General features: G+C 60.2%; 25 protein-coding genes. 9 read left to right on the plus strand and 16 right to left on the minus strand.

The annotated features are described in order from the left end of the window. Positions 1-144 precede the first annotated feature (144 nt). Together xth and PUT78_RS04150 are read right to left on the minus strand one after the other, a co-directional pair. Complete coding sequence (gene xth / locus PUT78_RS04145; RefSeq protein ID WP_274350902.1) at positions 145-954, minus strand: exodeoxyribonuclease III; 810 nt, start codon at positions 952-954, stop codon at positions 145-147. 303 nt (positions 955-1257) lie between these two features. Next, positions 1258-1881 carry a hypothetical protein gene (locus PUT78_RS04150; RefSeq protein ID WP_274350903.1) on the minus strand — a complete coding sequence of 208 codons (624 nt, stop codon included), beginning with the start codon at positions 1879-1881 and terminating at the stop codon, positions 1258-1260. 136 nt (positions 1882-2017) lie between these two features. On the opposite strand from PUT78_RS04150, the gene PUT78_RS04155 reads away from it, so the two are divergent. Next, positions 2018-2908 carry a tetratricopeptide repeat protein gene (locus tag PUT78_RS04155; protein ID WP_274350904.1) on the plus strand — a complete coding sequence of 297 codons (891 nt, stop codon included), beginning with the start codon at positions 2018-2020 and terminating at the stop codon, positions 2906-2908. Between the two features lie 178 nt (positions 2909-3086). Here the strand turns inward: PUT78_RS04155 and PUT78_RS04160 are convergent, their stop codons facing one another. The 9 genes from PUT78_RS04160 to PUT78_RS04200 all read right to left on the minus strand — a co-directional run bounded on the left by PUT78_RS04160 (position 3087) and on the right by PUT78_RS04200 (position 9802). Then, the gene (locus PUT78_RS04160) at positions 3087-3866 is read right to left on the minus strand and encodes a succinate dehydrogenase iron-sulfur subunit (RefSeq protein ID WP_274350906.1); all 780 of its coding nucleotides are present in this window, start codon (positions 3864-3866) and stop codon (positions 3087-3089) included. Between the two features lie 10 nt (positions 3867-3876). Beyond that, complete coding sequence (locus PUT78_RS04165; RefSeq protein ID WP_274350907.1) at positions 3877-4206, minus strand: succinate dehydrogenase; 330 nt, start codon at positions 4204-4206, stop codon at positions 3877-3879. A gap of 38 nt (positions 4207-4244) precedes the next feature. Then, on the minus strand, positions 4245-6050 hold the full coding sequence (gene sdhA / locus PUT78_RS04170) for a succinate dehydrogenase flavoprotein subunit (protein ID WP_274350908.1): 1806 nt from the start codon (positions 6048-6050) through the stop codon (positions 4245-4247). A gap of 9 nt (positions 6051-6059) precedes the next feature. Further along, positions 6060-6440, minus strand: coding sequence for a succinate dehydrogenase, hydrophobic membrane anchor protein (gene sdhD / locus PUT78_RS04175; protein ID WP_274350909.1), 381 nt, complete (start codon positions 6438-6440; stop codon positions 6060-6062). 14 nt (positions 6441-6454) lie between these two features. Then, positions 6455-6838: a succinate dehydrogenase, cytochrome b556 subunit gene (gene sdhC / locus PUT78_RS04180; RefSeq protein WP_274350910.1), complete on the minus strand. Its 384-nt coding sequence runs from the start codon at positions 6836-6838 to the stop codon at positions 6455-6457. Between the two features lie 248 nt (positions 6839-7086). Continuing rightward, positions 7087-8115, minus strand: a complete 1029-nt coding sequence (locus tag PUT78_RS04185; RefSeq protein WP_274350911.1) for a MaoC family dehydratase — start codon at positions 8113-8115, stop codon at positions 7087-7089. Between the two features lie 53 nt (positions 8116-8168). Next, positions 8169-8372 carry a DUF1737 domain-containing protein gene (locus tag PUT78_RS04190; protein WP_274350912.1) on the minus strand — a complete coding sequence of 68 codons (204 nt, stop codon included), beginning with the start codon at positions 8370-8372 and terminating at the stop codon, positions 8169-8171. Between the two features lie 3 nt (positions 8373-8375). After that, the gene (locus tag PUT78_RS04195; protein ID WP_274350913.1) at positions 8376-8930 is read right to left on the minus strand and encodes an NnrU family protein; all 555 of its coding nucleotides are present in this window, start codon (positions 8928-8930) and stop codon (positions 8376-8378) included. A gap of 5 nt (positions 8931-8935) precedes the next feature. Continuing rightward, complete coding sequence (locus tag PUT78_RS04200) at positions 8936-9802, minus strand: HpcH/HpaI aldolase/citrate lyase family protein (protein ID WP_274350914.1); 867 nt, start codon at positions 9800-9802, stop codon at positions 8936-8938. 175 nt (positions 9803-9977) lie between these two features. Between PUT78_RS04200 and PUT78_RS04205 the strand changes: the two genes are divergently transcribed. From PUT78_RS04205 to PUT78_RS04220, 4 genes are all read left to right on the plus strand, one after another. After that, positions 9978-10283, plus strand: coding sequence for a hypothetical protein (locus PUT78_RS04205; protein ID WP_274350915.1), 306 nt, complete (start codon positions 9978-9980; stop codon positions 10281-10283). 107 nt (positions 10284-10390) lie between these two features. Further along, positions 10391-11272, plus strand: coding sequence for a MurR/RpiR family transcriptional regulator (locus tag PUT78_RS04210; RefSeq protein ID WP_274350916.1), 882 nt, complete (start codon positions 10391-10393; stop codon positions 11270-11272). Continuing rightward, on the plus strand, positions 11269-12594 hold the full coding sequence (locus PUT78_RS04215; RefSeq protein WP_274350917.1) for an aspartate aminotransferase family protein: 1326 nt from the start codon (positions 11269-11271) through the stop codon (positions 12592-12594). Before PUT78_RS04210 ends, PUT78_RS04215 begins: the two co-directional genes overlap by 4 nt. After that, positions 12591-13148 carry a carboxymuconolactone decarboxylase family protein gene (locus PUT78_RS04220; protein ID WP_274350918.1) on the plus strand — a complete coding sequence of 186 codons (558 nt, stop codon included), beginning with the start codon at positions 12591-12593 and terminating at the stop codon, positions 13146-13148. The genes PUT78_RS04215 and PUT78_RS04220 overlap by 4 nt, the downstream gene beginning before the upstream one ends. 375 nt (positions 13149-13523) lie before the next feature. On the opposite strand, the gene infC is transcribed toward PUT78_RS04220, so the two are convergent. Next, positions 13524-14063, minus strand: coding sequence for a translation initiation factor IF-3 (gene infC / locus PUT78_RS04225; protein WP_274351226.1), 540 nt, complete (start codon positions 14061-14063; stop codon positions 13524-13526). 192 nt (positions 14064-14255) lie between these two features. On the opposite strand from infC, the gene PUT78_RS04230 reads away from it, so the two are divergent. After that, positions 14256-14843, plus strand: coding sequence for a hypothetical protein (locus PUT78_RS04230; RefSeq protein ID WP_274350919.1), 588 nt, complete (start codon positions 14256-14258; stop codon positions 14841-14843). A gap of 74 nt (positions 14844-14917) precedes the next feature. On the opposite strand, the gene PUT78_RS04235 is transcribed toward PUT78_RS04230, so the two are convergent. The 4 genes from PUT78_RS04235 to PUT78_RS04250 form a co-directional block, all read right to left on the minus strand. Continuing rightward, positions 14918-16957 carry an ASKHA domain-containing protein gene (locus PUT78_RS04235; protein ID WP_274350920.1) on the minus strand — a complete coding sequence of 680 codons (2040 nt, stop codon included), beginning with the start codon at positions 16955-16957 and terminating at the stop codon, positions 14918-14920. A gap of 86 nt (positions 16958-17043) precedes the next feature. After that, the gene (locus tag PUT78_RS04240) at positions 17044-17460 is read right to left on the minus strand and encodes a universal stress protein (RefSeq protein WP_274350921.1); all 417 of its coding nucleotides are present in this window, start codon (positions 17458-17460) and stop codon (positions 17044-17046) included. Between the two features lie 103 nt (positions 17461-17563). Further along, the gene (locus tag PUT78_RS04245) at positions 17564-17980 is read right to left on the minus strand and encodes a universal stress protein (protein ID WP_274350922.1); all 417 of its coding nucleotides are present in this window, start codon (positions 17978-17980) and stop codon (positions 17564-17566) included. 36 nt (positions 17981-18016) lie between these two features. Then, positions 18017-18430 carry a universal stress protein gene (locus PUT78_RS04250; protein WP_274350923.1) on the minus strand — a complete coding sequence of 138 codons (414 nt, stop codon included), beginning with the start codon at positions 18428-18430 and terminating at the stop codon, positions 18017-18019. Between the two features lie 208 nt (positions 18431-18638). Between PUT78_RS04250 and glmU the strand changes: the two genes are divergently transcribed. Genes glmU through PUT78_RS04265 form a run of 3 tightly spaced genes read left to right on the plus strand, consistent with a single transcriptional unit; the run spans position 18639 to position 22497 of the window. Next, complete coding sequence (glmU, locus tag PUT78_RS04255; protein WP_274350924.1) at positions 18639-19988, plus strand: bifunctional UDP-N-acetylglucosamine diphosphorylase/glucosamine-1-phosphate N-acetyltransferase GlmU; 1350 nt, start codon at positions 18639-18641, stop codon at positions 19986-19988. A 5-nt stretch (positions 19989-19993) separates the two neighbouring features. Then, positions 19994-21805: a glutamine--fructose-6-phosphate transaminase (isomerizing) gene (gene glmS / locus PUT78_RS04260; RefSeq protein ID WP_274350925.1), complete on the plus strand. Its 1812-nt coding sequence runs from the start codon at positions 19994-19996 to the stop codon at positions 21803-21805. After that, the gene (locus tag PUT78_RS04265; protein ID WP_274350926.1) at positions 21802-22497 is read left to right on the plus strand and encodes a DNA alkylation repair protein; all 696 of its coding nucleotides are present in this window, start codon (positions 21802-21804) and stop codon (positions 22495-22497) included. The genes glmS and PUT78_RS04265 overlap by 4 nt, the downstream gene beginning before the upstream one ends. Positions 22498-22500: the final 3 nt, after the last annotated feature.

Below are 22500 nucleotides of genomic sequence, written 5' to 3' on the forward strand. Positions count from 1 at the left end.
TGCTTGAAAACGCGCCCTGAGCGCATGCGGCAGTGCTGCTGACATGAAACATCCTCCTGCAAAGGATGAATCACAGATCAAACCGAAAGGGAATCCACCGATTCAAGTTTCAAGTTCGCCGCTTTAAGCAGATTCCGTCATTCATTAAACCGCCAGTTCCGCCCAGATTGGTACATGGTCTGACGGTTTGTCGCCTGCGCGCGCGTCCGTGTCGATCCGGCAGTCGCGCAGCAGATCGGCGGCATGGGCGTTCAGCAGGATGTGGTCAATGCGGATACCATCATTGCGGTTCCATGCCCCGGCCTGATAATCCCAGAATGTGTATTGCCCCGGTGCCTGATTGATGGCGCGAAAAGCATCAGTAAACCCCAGATGCACCATGCGCCGGAACGCCATGCGCGACGGCAGGCGAAACAGCGCATCATCGACCCATGCATCGGGGCGCGCAGCATCTTCGGCCTGCGGGATGATGTTGTAATCGCCCATCACCGCCAGCGGCATTTCCATCGCCAGAAGGTCACGCAGGCGGTCCTCCATACGGGCCATCCATGCCAGTTTATAGGCATATTTCCCGCCCGCCACTGGCTGGCCCTGCGGGTCCAGCTCCACGGGGTTTCCATTGGGCAGATACAACCCGCACACCCGTAACGCCTGCGCGCTGCCTGTGACCGTGGCTTCGATCCAGCGCGCCTGAACATCCGTGTCATCGCCGGGCAGGCCGCAGACCACATCTTCCAGCGGCAGTTTGCTGGCTATGGCCACGCCGTTGAACCCTTTTTGCCCATGCGTGTGCAGGTTATAGCCGCGATCCTCGATCAACTCGCGCGGGAATGTCTCGTCAGTGGATTTGATTTCCTGCATCACCAGCAGGTCTGGCGCGGCCTCGTCCAGCCACCGGGTCAGCGCGCCCGCGCGGGCCTTGATACCATTGATGTTGAAACTGGCGATTTTCATGATCCGGTCCTTTTGCTGGGCGCAGGGATGGGCTGCTTGTGCCAGTTCGCGCCCGTGTTGGGCAAGCGCGAAAGCGCCTGATGAGGGGAAGGAGGGGCGATTATGACCTGAAGCAGTCACCCAAAGGCGCGGAGCAAGGCCGCAGGCCGCCGCACCATCGGCGGGCCGTCCCGCAGCCTGCCGATGACCCGAGGGTAGTTCAAGCCTTTGAAGTCAGGAGTATGCCGCCGGCATAAACTGCATCCCTGTAACGTGGGATCGGCAGTCCCCGGCCCACCGATAGCGCGGGCTTGATCCAGGCACCTACTGGCGCGGGGGGATACGCGCTGACAGGCGTAGCGCATGGGCGGGGTTATCGGCGACAGCGGGCAAAACAGGGTCATAGGCTGCCCGGATGACATCTGCAATTTCGGGCCGCAGGATCGTCTGGTCCTGATGCACAGCCAGTGCAGATATGTCTGTGAATGCGCGTTCGGACCACAGCAGAATGACCTGCACCGCCTGTGACAGTGCCAGCACGTCCGCAGGCACGTGGGAGAGTGACTCATCCATGCGGATAAACACGAAAGCCGCGCGAATGGCGTTCTGGTCGTCAAACCGGAACACACGGTACTGGTTCGCGCCCGCCGCCTGCAACCGCGCGACCAATGGGTCAAGCCCGTCAACAAGCTGATCCAGATTCGGCACTTCCAGCAATTCCGCCCATTCGCGAAAGACGAAGATCATCAGGTTCGCGCCAAGTTCAGGGTCCGTTTCGGCCATTTTGTGACTAGCAAGCGCAACAACGGCTTCGATTGCGCCCTTCATGGTGGCCAGCGTGGCATCATCCACGCCAAAGATGACCGGCACAATGGGCCGCCCCCAGCGCGCGCAAAGGAAGCTGCCATCGGAACGGGTGAAAAGCGGTTCAATCTGGTCTGGTGTCATGGGGCCTCCTGCTGGCGGGTCTGGCATAAAGCGCGGGCCGGCCCGGCGCAAGCTGTCGCAGGGGTGTCACAAAGGCGTGACAGTGCCGCAACCCCAAAGTATAGAAGCGAAATCAGGGAAAAGGCGGGGCCGGGACGTGATCCGAATCTTGTGTGTGACGCTGGCACTGGTGGCCATACCTGCAAGCGCGGATGCGCAGTTGCGCGTGGATGACGCGCTGGTCTATCTGGAGCAGGGCGAAGGCGATACAGCGGTTCAGATACTGGTTCGGCTGGCGGCGCGAGGGGATGTGCTGGCGCAGTATAATCTGGGTGTTCTGGCGCTGACGGGGCAGGGCGGCATGGACAATGAACAGGCCGCGCATTGGTTGCATCAGGCCGCGCAGGCAGGGTATCTGCGCGCGCAGACCGCGCTGGCGGATCTGATGCTTGACCGGCAGGACTGGGCGCAGGCCGCGCATTGGTATGAACAGGCCGCGCAGGCAGGCGATGTGACCGCGCAATTCATGTCCGGTTTTTTCCATGATCAGGCGCTGGCCGGACAACAAGACCTGCATGCCGCTGCGCATTGGTATGAAATGGCCGCAACTCAAGGGCACCTTCAGGCCCAGTTCGCGCTGGCCACCCTGCTGGCGGAACAGGACAAACCTGAACAAGCCGCGCATTGGTTTGAACATGCCGCGTTGCAGGGCCATGCTGTGGCGCAGTTTGAACTGGCGCGCGCACTTGCCGCCGGTGACGGGCTGGCGCAGGACAGAAATGCTGCGCGCGGCTGGTATCTGCGTGCGGCGCGCGCGGGGTTCGGGCCTGCGATGTATAATCTGGCGCTGATGCAGGCGCGCGGGCAGGGCGGGCACCGAAGTTACCGCGTTGCACTGGCATGGGCGTTGAACGCCCAAGCCGCAGGTCATGACCCCGCGCAGGAATTGATATACGCCCTGCGCGACGTCATGCACGCGGATGCGCAGGCAGATGCCGCAGCACTGGCGCAAAGCTGCATGGATATGCAGGCTGAAGCGTGTGACTGACGGCTGCGCTGGCATGTGGTCAAGCGTTGAATGACGGTGGTTCCGGCGTTTCAGATATTGATGCATTCACCAAGCCCGCGCTTTGGGATGTGCATACAAACCGTTTCAAGCAGACCCAAGCAAAAAGGCCGGTGCAGATGCAACCGGCCTTTCCTGTCAGATCACGCGCGCGCAGTGGTCAATGCGTGCGGGAAATCATCATTTTTTTGACTTCGGCAATGGCCTTGGCCGGGTTCAGCCCTTTGGGGCAGGTCTGCGCGCAGTTCATGATCGTGTGGCAGCGATACAGCTTGAACGGGTCATGCAGGTCATCCAGACGTTCACCCGTTGCTTCATCGCGGGAATCGATCAGCCAGCGATAGGCATGCAGCAACGCTGCCGGACCAAGGTAGCGGTCACCATTCCACCAATAGCTGGGGCAGGATGTCGAACAGCACGCGCACATCACGCATTCATAAAGCCCGTCCAGTTTTTCGCGGTCTTCAATCGACTGTTTCCATTCCTTGGCGGGGGTATTTGACCTGGTTTCCAGCCAAGGCTTGACCGAAGCATGCTGTGCGTAGAAATGCGTCAGGTCCGGCACCAGATCCTTGACCACCGGCATATGCGGCAGCGGGTAGATTTTGACATCCCCCTTCACGTCATCCATGCCGAAGATACAGGCCAGCCGGTTCTGCCCGTCGATATTCATCGCGCAAGACCCGCAAATCCCCTCGCGGCAGGACCGCCGGAAGGTCAGCGTGGGGTCGATTTCATTCTTGATCTTGATAAGCGCATCAAGAATCATCGGACCGCAATTGTCCATATCGACGAAATAGGTATCAACACGCGGGTTTTCCCCGTCATCGGGGTTCCAGCGATAGATCTGGAATTTGCGCAGATTGGTGGCGCCATCGGGCTTGGGCCAGGTCTTACCGGTGCGCATCTGGCTGTTCTTGGGCAGGGTCAGTTGGACCATTTTCGCCTCCTTAAAGCAGGAACGGGGCAAGCCCGTCTGTGGCTAGACATCTAATCGTTTCGGGTCGCGTGGCGATTTCGACCACCAGCGCGTTCGTTTGGGGGCTGATGGTGGGTTGCCCCGCTGCCAGTGCAAGCCGCGTCAATTCGCTTGCGCTGGCGTTGTTGATCACGCAATCGCTGGCAGGTTCCAACGGCACGCCGGGAAAGTTATCCGCCAGCGCAGGGCGCACGACACTGCGCGCCGCGTCGCGCGCCAGCTGGTCTTGCATATCGGCACAGGCGGATAGTGCCAGAAGCGCAGCACAGGCCAACCCTATGTGTATTCTCAGACCAGTCAAAACGTGTCTCCTGATGAAAGCCATCGGCGCCCGGCCCGTCAGAACTTGCGCTCGGCGGGGGCGATTTTCTTCAGCGAGATGCCGCCTTCGGATTCGGGCGTCAGCGGGTCGGTATGGACCGGACGGTAATCCAGCCGCACTGTCGCGCCATCCACCCAGGCCAGCGTGTGCTTGCGCCAGGTGGCGTCATCGCGGTCGGGGTAATCCTCATGCGCGTGGGCACCGCGCGATTCCTTGCGCGCCTCTGCCCCCGTGATGGTTGTCAGCGCACAGGGCATCAGGTTGTCCAGTTCCAGCGTTTCCATCAGGTCGCTGTTCCAGATCAGGCTGCGGTCCGTGACCTTCAGATCGCCCATCCTGCCCGCAATTTCCTGCATCTTGCCGCAACCTTCGGCCAGGGTCTTGTCTGTGCGGAACACCGCCGCATCCGCTTGCATCGCCTTCTGCATGTCCAGCCGCAAATCCGCAGTGGGCACTGCGCCGTTGAAATTGCGGAAATTGTCGAACCGTTCCAGCGCCTTGTCCACGCTGGCCTTGTTCAGCACCGGATTGGGTGCTTTCGGGTCCACGACCTGACCGGCGCGGATGGCCGCAGCCCGCCCGAAGACCACAAGGTCAATCAGCGAATTGGATCCAAGCCGGTTTGCGCCATGCACCGATGCACAGGCGGCTTCGCCCACGGCCATCAGGCCCGGTGCCACACGGTCGGGGTTTTCCGCATCCGCGTTCAGCACTTCGCCCCAGTAATTCGTCGGGATGCCGCCCATATTGTAATGCACGGTCGGCAGAACCGGGATCGGTTCCTTGTTCACATCCACCCCCGCAAAGACGCGCGCGGATTCGGAAATACCGGGCAAGCGCAGTTTCAGGGTTTCAGGCGGCAGGTGGTTCAGGTGCAGGTGGATATGGTCCTTGCCATCGCCCACACCGCGCCCTTCGCGGATTTCCATTGTCATGCAGCGGCTGACATAATCGCGCGGGGCCAGATCCTTGTAATGGGGCGCATAGCGTTCCATGAAACGCTCGCCCTCGGCATTGGTCAGATAACCGCCTTCGCCGCGCGCGCCTTCGGTGATCAGGCAGCCCGCGCCGTAAATGCCGGTGGGGTGGAACTGCACGAATTCCATGTCCTGAAGCGGCAGACCCGCGCGCGCAATCATCCCGTTGCCGTCGCCGGTGCAGGTATGGGCGGATGTGGCGCTGAAATAGGCGCGGCCATAGCCGCCTGTGGCCAGCACCACCATTTTGGCGCTGAACAGATGCAACGTGCCATCATCCAGTTTCCACGCCAGAACGCCCTGACACACGCCATCTTCGGACATGATCAGGTCAGTGGCGAAATACTCGATGAAGAATTCGGCCTTCTGCTTGACCGACTGGCCATACAGCGTGTGCAGCATGGCGTGTCCGGTGCGGTCAGCGGCAGCACAGGTGCGCTGCACGGGCGGGCCTTCGCCGAATTCGGTTGTGTGGCCGCCAAAGGGGCGCTGATAGATCCTGCCATCCTCGGTGCGCGAAAACGGCACACCGTAATGTTCCAGCTCATACACGGCCTTGGGGGCTTCGCGCGCCAGATATTCCATGGCGTCCGTATCGCCCAGCCAGTCCGACCCTTTTACAGTGTCATACATATGCCATTGCCAATGGTCCGGACCCATATTCGACAGGCTTGCGGCAATGCCGCCCTGAGCGGCCACAGTATGGCTACGGGTCGGGAATACCTTGGTGACACAGGCGGTTTTCAACCCCTGTTCGGCCATGCCAAGGGTTGCGCGCAACCCCGCGCCGCCCGCGCCGACCACGACCACATCATAGGTATGTTCTTCGATCTTGTAAGCAGACATGTCTTTTCCTCAGGCGCTGAACAGGACGGATGCAACCGACAGGACACCGGCAACGCCGAAGGCCCAGCACAGCAATGTATTGGCCACAAGCGCCACAGTGCGCGCCGATTTGTTTGGCACATAGTCTTCCAGCACAGTTTGCAGCCCCTGCTGCAGATGCGCGAAAACAGCGATGATGAACAACACCGCGACCAATGCGTGCCACAGGTTGGAATAGGTGGCGACGAATGCGTCATACCCCGATCCCAATGCGCGCCCGAACGGTATGATGAACAGCAATGTCAACGGAATCAGCGCAACAGAGGTGATGCGCTGTGACCACCAGTGATGCGCGCCTTCGCCTGCGGAACCGGACCCGTGTACGCGGGCATAATCTGTCTTGAATCCCATGATCCTGCCCTTTCCTAGATGATGATGATCGTCAGAGCTGTCATCACGACAGTCCCTGCAAAGACGACATAGGTTGTCTTTTCAACGATCGCGACACCCATCATGCGGCCAGTGTCCCAGATCAGGTGCCGGATCGAATTCAGCATGTGGTACCAAAGTGCCGCCAGCGACCCGATCAGCACCAGATGCCCCAATATGGAAGTCAGCAGACCATCGACAAATTCGAAATATGCAGGCCCGAATGCCCCGGCGGCAAACCACCAGATGATCAGCATTGCAGCAAATGTCATGCCGATACCGGTAATCCGGTTCAGGATAGACGAAATGGCAGCCAGTGGCAGGCGGTAGATCTGCAGATGCGGGGAAAGCGGGCGGTTGCCCCTGTTCACGTCGGCCATATATGGCTCCCTTCTGTCTGGCGGGCTGCACGCGGCAGCCTGGCTCAAGTGCCTCAGCTCTGGTCCTTTCAATAGCGGATTTTACGCGAATGTCACGCGCCGTGGCAGGTTTGAACCGTAAAATCCGTTACGTTTGCGATAAAATCGCAGGCAAAATGAAAAATGTGATCACACGCCGCCAGCTTGTGATCACATTTCTTGCCGCTATGTGATCACCTGTCCGCAAAACCTCCGACTCGGGCCGCATTCTAGCGTGGGACCAGCACCCAGTAATCCAGATCCAACAGCACATCGGGATGATACTTGCCGTCCTCACCGCGCAATATGCCGGCCGCGCCCCTGGTCGCCACCAGCCGCAACCGCAGCGCGCCGACACCGGGGGCAGGGGTCTCTGCCCGGTCCAGTACTTCCGACCAGGCGCGTACAGTGTCACCCGCAAAACAGGGGTTGGCATGGGCGCCTGCATTGATCGCCACAATCATCTGCGCATTGGCCAGCCCGTTGAACGACAGCGCGCGGGCAAGCGATATGACATGCCCGCCATAGATCAGCCGCTTGCCATCGGGGCGGAATGTGGCGTCAAAATGCACCTTGGCGGTGTTCTGCCACAGGCGCGTGGCCAGCATATGTTCTGCCTCTTCAATGGTGACGCCATCCACATGGTCAATCACCTCGCCCACAGTGTAATCGCCCCAGCGATGCGGCTCTCCCGCGGCGGCGAAATCATAGCGGGTGAAATCCAGCCCCTCTGGCAGGGTCAGATCCTGCGCGCCCACCACCTGCGGCAGATCGGGCACGAGTGTTTCAGGGGCAGGTGCATCCGGATCGCGTTTGCGCACCATTACCCAGCGCACATAGTCCAGCACCACTTCGCCGCGCTGGTTGCGCCCGCGCGTGCGCACAAAAACGACACCGGATTTGCCGTTGGAATTCTGCTTCAGCCCGATGACTTCGGAACTGCTTGTCAATGTGTCACCGGGATAGACGGGGCGCAAAAACCGCCCCGCCGCATAGCCCAGATTGGCCACTGCGTTCAGGCTGATATCAGGCACCGATTTGCCGAATATGATGTGAAAGGCAATCAGGTCATCCACAGGGCTGCCGGGCAGGCCACAGGCGCGCGCAAATTCATCGGATGAATAAAGCGCCCCACGCGCCGGATAAAGCGCATGATAAAGCGCGCGCTCCCCGCCCGAAACCGTGCGCGGCACAGCATGGGAAATCACCTGCCCGATCTGGTAATCCTCAAAGAAATGCCCCGCACTGGTCTTGCTCATCCTGCCCTCTTCATCCTGGAAAAACACTTATTCTGACGGAAGCTTCGTGCCTGTCACAGGCTGCCAAGCCGGATTTCAGGGTCATACTCGCCCTCTACATCCTTTATGACGGCCTGTGCGCAGCGCATGGTTCCCGTGGCCGGGTCATGGGCATAGGCGGGGGAGCCGTGTAATTCCCAGCCCTTGGACAGGGCTTCTGTCACCTTGTGGCAAAAGGCCGCTGTGTCTTCTGCGGTCAGCAAACGATAGGCACGCATGATTTATCCTCCGAACGGCCAGGGGCCAAGCCAGCCATGAATCTGGCCCACGACCAGCATGGCAAACAGCGCGCCGACAATGGCCACGCCTTCTTTCCACATTGCGGAATCCTGCGGGCGTGTCCAGTCGCGGTTGGCACGGTTGATCAGGATGACCGACACCACGGCCCAGGCCAGTAGGCCGCCGAACAGGATAACCCCCTGAAGCGTGCCTACCACCAGCAGATGCGCGACCGCCCAGGCCTTGAATCCCGACAGTTGCGGGTGGCGGATGCGCTGGTGCAGGCCGGTTTGCAGTGCCGACACTGCAAACAGATAGAACGCGATGAACACCAGCAGGTTGTTGACATGCGTCATCCATGGCGGCGACACCCATAGCCAGACCGGGTCCGCCATGCGGTAGCCGATGACCATCAGCACAATAGCGCCCAGCAATGCCAGCGCCACTGCCCCCTTGCCCTTCTCGCCCATTGCTGTGCGCTGTGCCGGTGCCAGGCGCTTGAACAGATGCGCGCCCGCCCAAAGGGCAACGCCAAGGATCAGAAGGGTGGTTCCCATTATGGCTACTCCGTCAATGATGCGATGGCATCTGCCTTCGCAAGGATTTGCTGTGCAGTCACAATATGCAGGTTTTCAACGATTTTTCCATCCACGACCGCCACCCCTTCGCCTTTTGCTGTTGCGTCTTCAAATGCTGCGATCTGGCGGCGCGCGAGGGCAATTTCGTCACTAGACGGGGCAAAGACCTGATTGGCGATGTCCAGTTGCGCGGGGTGGATCAGCGTCTTGCCGTCAAATCCCATATCGCGGCCTTGTTCGCATTCCGCGCGCAACCCATCATCATCCTTGAAGGCATTATACACCCCGTCCACAGCCACAATCCCCGCGGCCTTGGCGGCCATCAGCGGCAGTTGCAGCGCCGACATCAGCGGCAGGCGGTCTGCGCGGAACCGGCAGCCCATATCCTTGGCCAGATCATTGGTGCCCATGATGAACCCTGCCATACGCGGGGCCTGTGCAATCTCCAGCGCGTTCAGCACCCCAAGGGGCGATTCGATCATAGCCCAGATGCGGGTGTCGGCAGTTTCCGCCCGCCCATCCAGCAGGCGGGCCAACGCATCGATATGGGCGGCGCTGTCCACTTTGGGCAGCAGGATGGCTTCTGGCCGCGCGGCAGCGATCACGTCCAGATCATCACGTCCCCATGCAGATGACAGCGCATTGATGCGCACCAGCTTTGCGCGCGTGCCATAGTTCAGGCTGCACAGCTTTTCGGCCAATAACTTGCGCGCATTGGGTTTTTCGTCAATCGCGACAGCATCTTCCAGGTCAAAGATGATGGCATCCGCTGCAAGGCCGGTTGCCTTTTCCAGCGCCCGCTCCCTGGAGCCGGGAATATACAGAACCGAACGAAAGGGGCGCGTATCCATGAGTCTCTCCTCGTAATATAATTGCGCGCAACACAGCAGTTTCAGTCACATTTGGCAAGCCCTGTTTTGCTGCATCGCGGCGTAACTGGCGCGGGCGCGCGGTGCGTTAACCGGGTTTTGGGGCGGGCGTGGCAGGTTGGTCCTGTCCCGAAAACCCCATTTAAAGGATCATAAGATGCGTCTATTTGTTTCTGCTGCTGCGCTCGCTCTCGCGGCGTCCGGTTTTGTCGCGCCGTTGCACGCGCAGGGGATGGCATGCGCACCGCGCGCCGATATGCTGAATATGCTGGCTGACAAGACCCAGACACGCCGTGCCATCGGCTTGTCAGGGCGTGCCGTGATGGAAATGTTCGCCGCAACTGACAGCACCGACTGGACCGTCACGGTAACCTTGCCCGATGGCCGCATGTGCCTGCTGGCACAGGGCACGGCATTTGATGCAGGCTATGAGATGTTTCCCGCGCGCAAGACGATGTTGTAGCTTCATAATATAGCTGCGACACGATAACGGCGATGCATGAAACAATTGTTTTATTATTTGCAATGAATGTTGCGCCAATTGCACCATGTGTTATACTCTTTTGTATCATGCAAAGAATCCAGTCCCGCATAGCAGCCCATCTGCCCAACCTTCCCGGTCAATTGCGTCACGCTGCGCAATGGATTGTGGATAACCCGCGCGATGTGGCGCTTTTGTCCATGCGCGAACAGGCGCGACGTGCAGGCGTGCAGCCTGCATCCATGACACGGCTGGCGCAGGCGCTTGGCTATGAAGGATTCGACGAATTGCGCGCGCAACATGCCGATATTCTGCGCGGTATGGGGCAGGGGCTAAGCGGGCAGGCGCAAAAACGCCTGAAACTGGATGTCAGTACACCGGCGGGTATGGCCGATGCGATGATTGCCCATGCGGCGGCCCAGATTGCGGACCTTGCCAATTCCGATCTGCTGCATGCACTGGAACACGCGGCAGCGCAGTTGTCGCAATCGGCGCGCATATTCTGTCTGGGGCAGCGGTCCAGCCATGCTGTGGCATGGCATTTCTATTATGCGCTGTCGCTGGTCAGTGACCGCTCCGTGCTGCTGGACATGACAGGGGGGACCGGGTTTGACCCGCTGATGCGGGCGGGCGCGGGGGATGCGTTGTTTGTGTGCTGTGTGCAGCCCTATACCCGTGCCGTGGTCGATGCCACTGAACAGGCCCGCCAGCGCGGGTTGCGCATCGTGGCCGTTACCGACAGCCCGTTTTCGCCACTGGTCGGGCCGGATGATACCGCGCTGGTCGTGCCCACTGCCAGTGCATCCTTTCTGCATGCCATGACCCCGGCCTTTCTGATGGCCGATATTCTGGCGGCGCTGGTCGCGCGCGCGGATGACCCCGCGACGCTGGCACGGCTGGACGGGCTGGACCGCCAGCTGGCTACGCTGAACACGTTTTTTCAATTTCCGGACGACAAGGCCGAACCATGACCCATCTGTTGCACCGCACCATCCACACCCCGCCCCGCAAGGCGGTTTCCGCCAGTGGCATTCATTTTACCGATGCCGCAGGCAAGCAGTATATCGATGCATCCGGCGGGGCGGCGGTGTCCTGTCTGGGGCATGCGCATCCTGATGTGCTGGCAGCGCTGCATGCGCAGCTGGACCGGCTGGCCTATGCGCATACCGGGTTCTTTACCTCTGATGTGGCTGAAGAACTGGCCGATACGCTGATCGCCAGCGCGCCAGCTGGGTTAAGCCATGCCTATCTGGTGTCGGGCGGGTCGGAAGCGGTGGAAGCGGCGCTGAAAATGGCGCGGCAATATTTCACCGAAACCGGCCAGCCACAGCGCCGCCATATCATTGCGCGGCGTCAAAGCTACCATGGCAACACGCTCGGCGCCTTGGCAACAGGGGGCAATGAATGGCGCCGCGCGCAGTTCAGACCACTGCTGATGCAGGCCCATCACATCGCGCCCTGCTATGCTTACCGCGACCAGCGCGCGGGCGAAACGGATGCCGACTATGCCCTGCGCGCCGCAGGTGAGTTGGAAGCGAAAATACTGGAACTCGGCCCCGACACGGTTGCGGCATTCGTGGCCGAACCTGTGGTTGGCGCAACGGCGGGTGCTGTGCCTGCGGTGGGGGACTATTTCAAGCATATCCGTGCAATCTGTGACCGTTACGGGGTGTTGTTGATCCTTGATGAAGTCATGTGTGGCATGGGGCGCACTGGCAGCCTTTATGCTTGCGAACAGGACGGTATTGCGCCCGATCTGCTGACCATCGCCAAGGGTCTTGGCGGCGGGTATCAGCCCATTGGCGCAACATTGCTAAGCCGCAAGATATATGATGCCTTCGCAAATGGATCGGGGTTCTTTCAGCATGGCCATACCTATATGGGCCACCCCATGGCTGCTGCCGCCGGTCTGGCAGTGCAGAAAGTGATCGCGCGCGACAATCTGCTGGCCAATGTGCAGGACATGGGCGCGGTGCTGCGTGAAAACCTGCAATCGGCCTTCGGGCAACACCCGCATATCGGGGATATTCGCGGGCGCGGGCTGTTTCAGGCGATTGAACTTGTGGCCGACCGTGACAGCAAAGCGCCCTTTGACCCGGCGCGCAAAATCCATGCCCATATCAAGCGCGAAGCGATGGAACGCGGGCTTATGGTCTATCCGATGGGGGGTACGATTGACGGGGTGCAGGGCGATCATGTGCTGCTGGCCCCGCCTTTCATCGTGACGAAGGCCGATCTGGCGGACATAACGCAGCGCCTGTCAGATGCGGTCAAGGCCGCGCTGGCCGCATGAGTCCGGCTGGTTTTGCCCCGCGACAGGACAGCGACTGGCCCGACATGGTGGCGGACATGCGCGCAGGGTTTGCGGGCCAGCTGAATGTTTACCGCATCATGGCGCATCATCCGGCGTTATTGCGGGCATGGGGTGATCTGCGTACTCATATCGTGCAGAACACAGCGCTTGGTCCACAACGCGCAGAGGTGGTGATTCTGCGGCTCGCGCATCGGCTGGACTGTGCCTATGAATGGAACCAGCATGTGGTCCGGGCACTGGCGGCCGGGCTGGACAAAGGGCGCATCGCGAGCCTGCGCGGATCACTGGCGCAAATGACTGCGCCGGATGCAACGCTGGCCGGGGCCGTTGATGCGCTGGTGGATCATAAACGCCTTGCCCCCGCGCAGCTGGATGATGTGGTGGCGATGGTGGGCAAAACCGGCGCGCTGGACCTGATGGCGACAGTGGGCATGTATATGACGCTGGGGTTCATCCTGAACACGGCACCCCCGGACCTGGAACCTGCTATTGCACAGGCTTTGGCCCAGCAGGCCCCGGAACTGGCGGTCTGACCCCTGTCCTCTGATCATATTGGTTTCAGCCGCAGGCGCTGTTCAAATCTGGCCTGAAGCAGTCACTCAAAGGTGCGGAATCAAGGCCGCAGGCTGGCCCACGCCATAGGTCTGGCCGTTCCGCGGCCTGCCGATCCCGCCCGCGTCATGCCAAGCCTTGGATGTCGGAGTATGCCGCCTGCATAAAGTGAACTTCTCCTACGTGGGACCGGCAGTCCCCGGCCCGACCTGTGGCGCGGGCTTTGTGCATAGGTCAACGTCCGCTTCAGGTCAGAACAGAACCGCCAATGGGCGCGTCCAACGGAAAGCGCCAGCGCATAACAAAAGGCCCGCTGTAGAATGCAGCGGGCCATTGTCTGAAAAATTCGGAAGCTGTCAGCGCGGCGCGATCATCATGATCATTTGCCGACCTTCCATCTTGGGCATGCTTTCGACCTTGCCAAGCTCTTCTATATCGCCCGCGACACGGTGCAGCAATTCGGCGCCGATACTCTGATGTGCCATTTCGCGGCCGCGGAAACGCAGGGTAACCTTGACCTTGTCGCCGGCTTCCAGAAAACGGATGACATTGCGCATCTTGACGTCATAGTCATGCGTGTCGGTATTGGGGCGGAATTTTACTTCCTTGATCTCAATGATGTGCTGCTTCTTGCGCGCTTCGGCCTCGCGCTTTTGCAGTTCGTATTTGTATTTGCCGAAATCCATGATTTTGCAGACCGGCGGGGTCGCATTGGGAGATATCTCGACAAGGTCCAGGCCGGCCTCTTCGGCCAGCATCATCGCCTGAGAGGGTTTCACCACTCCCAGATTTTCACCTTCGGCCCCGATCAGGCGAATTTCCGGTGCGCGGATACGGTCGTTGACGCGCGGTCCAGTGTCGCGTTGCGGCGGGGCATTATGCGGTCTGCGGGCTATGGTAGGATTCCTTCTTACATTTCATTGATGGCGCAAGATAAAGCCGCAAGTCATGTGATTCAAGCGCGAAGATTCAGGTCTATGGGCAGTAACATGCTTGTTTGAAGATTGTTGTCGATCAATGCTTTGCAAGCACAACAAACTCTGCGATAAACCGGCGCCAGTTTGGTATCATGGTAAAGGAAACCACATATGAACAAATCCGTGTTGATCGCTATTGCCGCCGCAGCGGTTGTGGTGGCCATTTGGCTGGGTGTACAGTCGCGCGAAACCGCAGAACCGGTGCCGGCACCTGAACCCGAAACCGTTGTCGAAGACCCGATCGCGGAACCCGCCCCGATGGAGCCGGTTGTCGAAGAAGAACCGACCGTCGAGGACCTGTCCGAAGAAGTGGCCGAAGAAGCTGACGAAACCGTGGATGCAGCTGTCGAAGGGTCCGTAGACGCAGAATCGCAAAGCGTTGAAGATGCTGTCGAAGACATCATCGGTGACGAAGATGCAGGCACCGACCCGGCAACAGTTGATGCAGCTGTCGAGGATGCCGCCGAAGACCTGACGCAAGACGCGGCCGAAACCACAGCGGACGTGATCGAAGATGCAGTTGATGCGCAGGAACTGGGGCTGGACCTGTCCGCTGACGCCATTCGTGCGCAGCTTGAAGCCGCCGGTCTGAGCATGACAGATCGTGTGACCGTTGAAGGTCTGCTGCAAGCTGCGGGTGACAACCCCGAATTGCTGCAACAGGTAGTGGACCGTCTGCGCGAACTGACCGGCAACTGATTTGACTATATTATAAAAAAACAAAGCCCGGATGCATGCGCATCCGGGCTTTTTTATTGCACAAGGGCGGATAATTATCCGCGCTTGCGGCGGCGGCGTCCGCCATCCCCGTCACCACCGCCCGTGTTGAAACTGACATCGGGCAAGGTGACGATCCGCGCCAGTTCGGGAAATGTATCCACGGCATGGGGCAGGGCGCTGGCATTGACGAAATGTTCCTGAAAGCGCGGCTCAATGGCGGTTTCCACCTTGTGGATGCGCCGCACTGTCGCTTCAATCGCCGCGCGCGCCGACACGCTGCACAATGCGATCCGCGCGCCATGCCCCGCGGCATTGCCCGCACTTGTCACCTTGTCCAGATGCGCATCGGGGATCATGCCCAGAACCATGGCATGTCTGGGGCTGATATGCGCGCCGAACGCACCTGCCAGCACCACGCGGTCCACATGGTCAGTGCCGATTTCGTCCATCAGCAGGCGGGCCCCGGCATATAGCGCGGATTTCGCCAGTTGAATGGCGCGGATATCGCCCTGGGTCACGGTAATGCGCGGCCCGCCGGTCGCGCTGGCATCATGGATCAGATAGGCATGTGTGCGCCCTTCGGCCTGACAACGCCAGGTGCCTGTCTGCTCTGCCGAGCCGATCAGGCCCGATGCATCGACCAGCCCGGCCATGCGCATTTCGGCCACCGCCTCGATGATGCCGGAGCCGCAGATACCGGTTACACCGGTCGCGGACGTCGCCTGTGCGAAACCCGGATCGTCGGACCATAGGTCACAGCCGATGACGCGGAAGCGCGGCTCTCGTGTTTGCGGGTCAATGCGAATCGCCTCGATCGCGCCGGGGGCGGCGCGCTGGCCGGATGAAATCTGCGCCCCCTCAAACGCTGGTCCGGTGGGCGATGAACATGCCAGAACGCGGCGCTTGTCGCCCAGCAGGATTTCGGCATTCGTGCCCACATCAACAATCAGCACCAGATCATCGGATGATTCGGGGCTTTCCGACAGGGCTACGGCTGCCGCATCCGCGCCGACATGCCCGGCAATGCAGGGCAGCAGATAGGCGCGCGCAGCCGGGTTCAGTGCGTGCAGATCAAGTGCACGTGCATCCAGCGACAGCGAATCGGACATGGCGAGTGCAAACGGCGCCTGACCAAGTTCGACCGGATCAATGCCCAGAAACAGATGATGCATGACCGGGTTGCACACAATCACCGCTTCCATGATGTCGCGCGCCGTTATGCCCGCTTCGTCGCTCAGCGCCGCGATAAGGGTGTTCATGCCTTCGCGGACAGTGCGTGTCATTTCGACATCGCCGCCGGGGTTCATCATGGCATAGCTGACGCGGCTCATCAGATCTTCGCCAAAGCGGATCTGCGGGTTCATGATGCCCGAAGACGCGACAACCTCGCCTGTGCGCAGATCACACAGATGCGCGGCGATGGTGGTGGAACCAAGGTCAATGGCCAGCCCGTAAAGCCCGGATTCATTCAGCCCCGGCCAGATGTCCAGCACCCGGTACGGCCCGGCCAGATGGTCCTTGTGCAGGGCGACCGTGACCTGCCACGCGCCCTGTCGCAGCACTGGTTGCAAGCGGCGCAATACATCAAGGGACGCGGTGATGTCATCAATTTGCCACTGTTCACGCAGCGCGCGCGCCAGACGTTCAAAATCCCCGGAGGGTTCGTGCATATCCGGTTCCGCCACATCCACCAGATACAGCCGCGTTGCGGGGTCCATGGTGATGGGGCGTGCGCTGGCGGCCTTGCGCACCACCTGCCGGTGAACCTGACTTTCGGCAGGCACGTCGATAACCACATCGCCCATGACCTGCGCCTGACAGCCCAGACGGCGCCCGTCTTTCAGCCCGCGTTTTTCATGGTAGCGTTGTTCAACCGCGTTCCATTCCGACAGGGCATCAGGGGCAACGGTGACACCATGTTTGGAAAATTCGCCATATCCCGGTGAAATCTGGCATTTGGAACATATACCGCGCCCGCCGCAGACCGAATCCAGATCCACGCCCAACTGCCGTGCCGCTGTCAGAACAGGGGTTCCCACAGGAAAACGCCCCCGCTTGCCCGAGGGCGTGAAAATAACCAACGCGTCTGACATCTGCCGCCTCCTGTCTGGTTCCTTTCAGATAACGGCTTCTGCGCGACATGAAAGGCCGGAACGCGGCATGCGGACAGAAAAAACCGTCAGCGGGCAATCAGAACCGAAATCGGGGAATGCCGGACGACGCGCGCAGCAGTGGAGCCGATGAAATAATCGCTCATCCCCGGTTTATGGCTGGCAATCATGATCAGGTCTGCGTTGCAGTCCTTCGCGCATTTCAGAATGTTTTCAGACGGACGCCCACCGCGCAGGTCGATATCCACATTCTTTGCCTTTACCCGTGCGGCCAGCGATTCCAGTTGCGCACGAATGGACTTGCGGTGATTCAGAAGTTGTTCCTTGGACACCGCAGCCGTCAGATAGGCCGGAATTTCGTCCATGACATGAACCAGCGTGACGGAACCACCTGCATCGACAAGTTTGTTCGCCTTCTCGATCATGCCGCGACTCGTGGCACCTTTATTAAATAGCGCCACGGCAACGACGATGGACTGATACATGCGGTTCCTCCCTGAGTGGTGGTTTCGTGAAGGATGGCACAGCCGGTCGCGCAAAGCAAACCCCCCGCATTGTCACCAGTGACCGCGCGGGGGGCGCAGGGGTTCAGCGTGTTACCAGAACGGACACTTGCGCATGCCGGACAATGCGCGCGGCGGTAGAGCCGATGAAATAATCGCTTAGCCCCGGTTTATGGCTGGCAATCATGATAAGGTCCGCGCCCGCTTCCTGCGCGCATCCCAGAATAGACGCCGAGGGTTGGCCCTGACGGATAACAGGTTCGACAGGTATATCGGAAAATTCTGCCGCGATTGCTGCAAGCTGATCCTGAACATCCTTTCTGCGCGCCGAAATATGGGATTGCGGGATCGCTGCGGCAACATAGCCGGGAACTTCGTCAATCACATGAACCAGCGTAATCTTGCCGCCGGGGGAAAGCAGCTTGCGTGCCTTTTCCAGTGCGGCGCGGGTGGTCGCGCCTTCGTTGAATAATGCCGCAGCGATGACAATAGTTGAATACATGAGTCAGGTTTCCTTTTTAGGGTCTGGTTATCGGGTCTAGCGCTGAATCAGCACTGAACAGGTTGCATGACGTACCACGCGCGCAGCGGTGGAACCGATGAAATAATCACGCAGGCCGGGTTTATGACTGGCAATCATGATCAGGTCGGCATTGCTGTCTTCTGCGGCTTTCATGATCTGGCCTGATGCGGCGCCATGGCGCAGATCAGGAACCACGCGCAATCCCGACGCGGGGTCGGTCAATGCCTTCAGCTCTACCATGGCTTCGGCCTTGCGGCGTGTTTCCACATCATGCGGCAGTTCCGCAGCAATGAAGCCCGGCAATTCTTCCAGCACATGGACAAGGCGGATTTCACCGCCCGCATCCAGCAGGGACTGGGCACGTTTGAACAGCGCTTTCGCCTGATCAATATGTTCCAGATCCACAGCAACGATTATTCGTCCATACATGTTCAGGTCCTTCATTGTCCTGTTGCGCTGGTCATAGTGTGGCACCCAGCATCACCCATGACGTTGATTTCTGTCAAACTGGAAAATGATACATACCATTTTATCCCTGTTTCAGACTGAAATCAGAAGTGAAGCTTGGGTGGCTTGCACCCGGTTGGGTAACTGGGGCAGAACGGCGCAAAGAATAATGACAGAAAGAGTGGGCAGTATGTCGGTTTCATTGATCATTCTTGCCGCCGGTCAGGGCAGTCGCATGCAATCGGATATGCCGAAGGTGCTGCATCCTTTGGCGCAGGTGCCGCTGGTGGTGCATGCCATGCGTGCCGGGCGTGCGCTGGACCCGGATCATGTGGTCGTTGTCGTGGGGCATGGGGCTGCGCAGGTGGCCGCTGTTGTGCAGGCCGAAGATGACCGCGCGCAGGTCGTGACCCAGGACCAGCAGCTTGGAACCGCACATGCCGTAGCTCAGGCGCGCCCGGCACTGGAAGGCGTGGGCGGGGATGTGGTTGTCCTTTATGGCGACACACCTTTTATCAGCGAAGACACCCTGCACGCGCTTCGCGATGCGCGCGCCACGCATGATGTTGTCGTGCTGGGGTTCCATGCCGATGATCCGGGGCGCTACGGGCGGTTGATCACGCAAGGCGACCAGCTGGAACGGATTGTCGAATTCAAGGATGCAACGGATAAAGAACGCGATATAACGCTTTGTAACAGTGGTGTTATATGCGCCGGTCGTGCGCAGATATTCGAGCTTGTGGAAAAGATTGGTAATGACAATGCCGCAGGGGAATATTACCTGACGGATATTGTCGCGCGGGCCCGTGCCGCCGGGCTGTCGGCCGGTGTCGTCATCTGCCCCGAAGGCGAAACGCTGGGCATCAACACCCGCGCCGAACTGGCCGCAGCGGAATCCGCCTTTCAGGCGCGTGCCCGTGCGCAAGCGCTGGAAAACGGCGTGGCGATGCAGGCCCCGGACACGGTTATTTTCGCGCAGGACACAGTGATCGGCTGCGACAGTATCATTGAACCCTATGTCGTGTTTGGTCCCGGTGTCAGTGTCGAAGGGGGCGCAACAATCCGCGCATTCAGCCATCTGGAAGGCGCGCATGTCAGCCGTGGCGCGGTGGTCGGCCCCTATGCACGGCTGCGTCCGGGCGCGGAACTGGCCGAAGATGTGCGCGTGGGCAATTTCGTCGAAATCAAGAATGCCACGCTGGATGAAGGCGCGAAGGTCAACCACCTCAGCTATGTGGGTGACGCACATGTGGGCGCACGCGCCAATCTGGGCGCGGGCACGGTGACTTGCAATTATGACGGGGTGTTCAAGCACCACACCAATATCGGCGAAGGGGCATTCATCGGGTCCAGCACCATGCTGGTTGCCCCTGTCAGCGTGGGCGCGCATGCCATGACGGGGTCGGGCTCGGTTATCACCAGCGACGTGCCGGACGGGGCGCTGGCGCTGGGGCGGGCGCGGCAGGACACCAAACCGGGACTGGGTAAACGCCTGATGGACCGGTTGCGCGCGGCCAAAGCCGCCGGCGTGAAAGGATAAGTGCGATGTGTGGTATTGTTGGTGTTCTGGGCAATCATGAAGTGTCGCCGCTGATTCTGGACGCGCTGAAGCGGCTGGAATATCGCGGCTATGACAGTGCGGGTATTGCAACGGTCAATCGCGGGCATCTGGACCGCCGCCGCGCCGTTGGCAAGCTGATAAACCTGTCCGATGTGATGGTGCATGACACGCTGCCGGGGCGGTCGGGGATCGGCCATACCCGCTGGGCCACTCATGGTGCCGCCACGGTTGAAAATGCCCATCCGCATCAGGTGGGGCGGGTTGCTGTGGTCCATAACGGCATTATTGAAAATTACCGCGCGCTGCGCGACGAACTGGGCACGGCCGGCGCGCAGTTCAGCAGTGAAACCGACACTGAAACCATTGTGCAACTGACAAGCAGCTATCTGGATCAGGGCATGACCCCGGTTCAGGCCGCGCGCGCCACATTGAAACGGCTGGAAGGCGCGTTTGCACTGGCCTTCTTGTTTGAAGGCGAGGATGACCTGATGATCGGCGCGCGGCGCGGCTCGCCGCTGGCCATCGGGCATGGGGACGGCGAAATGTTCCTTGGGTCTGACGCCATTGCGCTGGCGCCGATGACAGACCGCATCACCTATCTGGAAGACGGGGATTGGGCGGTCATTACCCGCGCGGGTGCGCAGATTTTCGATGCCGATGACCGCCAGACCAACCGCCGCCTGCAACATATCAATGTCGAAGCGGCGCGCGTGGACAAATCCGGCCACCGCCATTTCATGGCCAAGGAAATCGCCGAACAACCTGCGGTGTTGCGCGCCGCGCTGGAACAATATGCGGGGCCTGCGGGAATCGCGCTTCCTGAAGGGCTGGAATTCGCGCGCGCTGACCGGCTGATCATGGTGGCCTGTGGCACGGCGTTCTATGCCTGTCAGGTGGCGAAATACTGGTTCGAGAAATACGCGGGCCTGTCGGTCGAACTGGATATCGCATCCGAATTCCGCTACCGCGAACCGGTGTTGGGGCCGGATAATCTGGCGTTATTTGTCAGCCAGTCGGGCGAAACCGCCGACACATTGGCCGCGCTGCGCCACGTGCAGGGGCGTGTCGCGCAGGTTATGTCGGTGGTGAATGTGCCGACATCGTCCATTGCGCGCGAAAGCGACATTGCGCTGCCCATTCATGCGGGTCCGGAAATCGGCGTTGCCTCGACCAAGGCGTTTACCGCGCAGCTTCAGGTTCTGGCCTTGCTGGCGCTGCATGCCGGGCTGGCACGCGGGCATATCACTGCGGCAGAACATGCTGAACTGGTTGCGCAATTGCGCAGTGCCCCCGGATTTGTTGCCAAGGCGCTGGACCGGGAGGATGAAATACGCCGCATCACCGAAACCCTGTCCAGGGCGCGCGATGTGCTGTTTCTGGGGCGTGGGGTCATGTACCCCATTGCACTTGAAGGTGCGCTTAAACTAAAAGAAATCAGCTATATACACGCCGAAGCTTATGCAGCAGGTGAGCTGAAGCATGGCCCCATCGCCTTGATCGATGAAGATCTGCCTGTCATCGTTTTTGCCCGCCATGATGATCTGTTTGAAAAGACCATCTCAAACATGCAGGAAGTGATGGCGCGTCAGGGGCAGGTGTTGCTGATATCCGATGCACCGGGGCTGGCCGCTGCCGGGACTGTGCCGCGCAGCCTGCAAATGCCCACTGTGCCGGAACTGATTGCGCCGATCGTCTATGCGGTGCCTGCGCAACTGATCGCCTATCACACGGCGCTGCATCTGGGCACGGATGTGGACCAGCCGCGCAATCTGGCCAAATCGGTGACCGTCGAATGACTGAAACAGCAGCGCAACTTCTGGCGCATCTGCGCACGCTATCCGACCCGGCCAAAGCCGCGGAAATGGCCGATTATCACAAGACCACGCGCGAATTCCTTGGTATTTCCGCGCAGGTTCTGGATGAGCTGGCGCGCGATATGCGCCGCGACCATGATGTGGCCGAACGCTGCGCCATGGCGCGCGCATTATGGGACAGCGACATTCATGAGGCGCGCATTCTGGCCGCCAAATTGCTGACGCAGGCGCGCATGCGCCCGGATGACAGGGTTGCGTGGGATTTGATTGCCGCCTGGGCACAGGATTTTGACAGCTGGGCCTTGGCCGATCATGCCGCAATCGCCGGTGCCAAACGGTTGCAGGCGGATCCCGCCAGGCTGGCGCAAGTGGCGGAATGGATCACACACCCGAATATGTGGACGCGCCGCGCAGCATTGGTCATGACATTGCCATGGACGCGGCTGCCGCACCCGAAGCCCGAAGATATTGCGGTGCGCGAACAGGTGCTGGGCTGGGCAGAACAGCTTGTGCCCGACCGCGACCGCTTCATCCAGAAGGCGGTCGCGTGGTGGCTGCGCGACCTGTCGCGGCGCAACCCCGACCGCGTGCGCCAGTTTCTGGCAGGGCCGGGGGCGGCGCTCAGCCGGCCCGCGCAGCGCGAGGCCGCGCGCAACATGCCGCCGGAAGCATAACCG

Origin of the sequence: Roseinatronobacter alkalisoli, assembly GCF_028745735.1 — a bacterium.
GTDB classification, from domain to species: Bacteria; Pseudomonadota; Alphaproteobacteria; order Rhodobacterales; family Rhodobacteraceae; genus Roseinatronobacter; species Roseinatronobacter alkalisoli.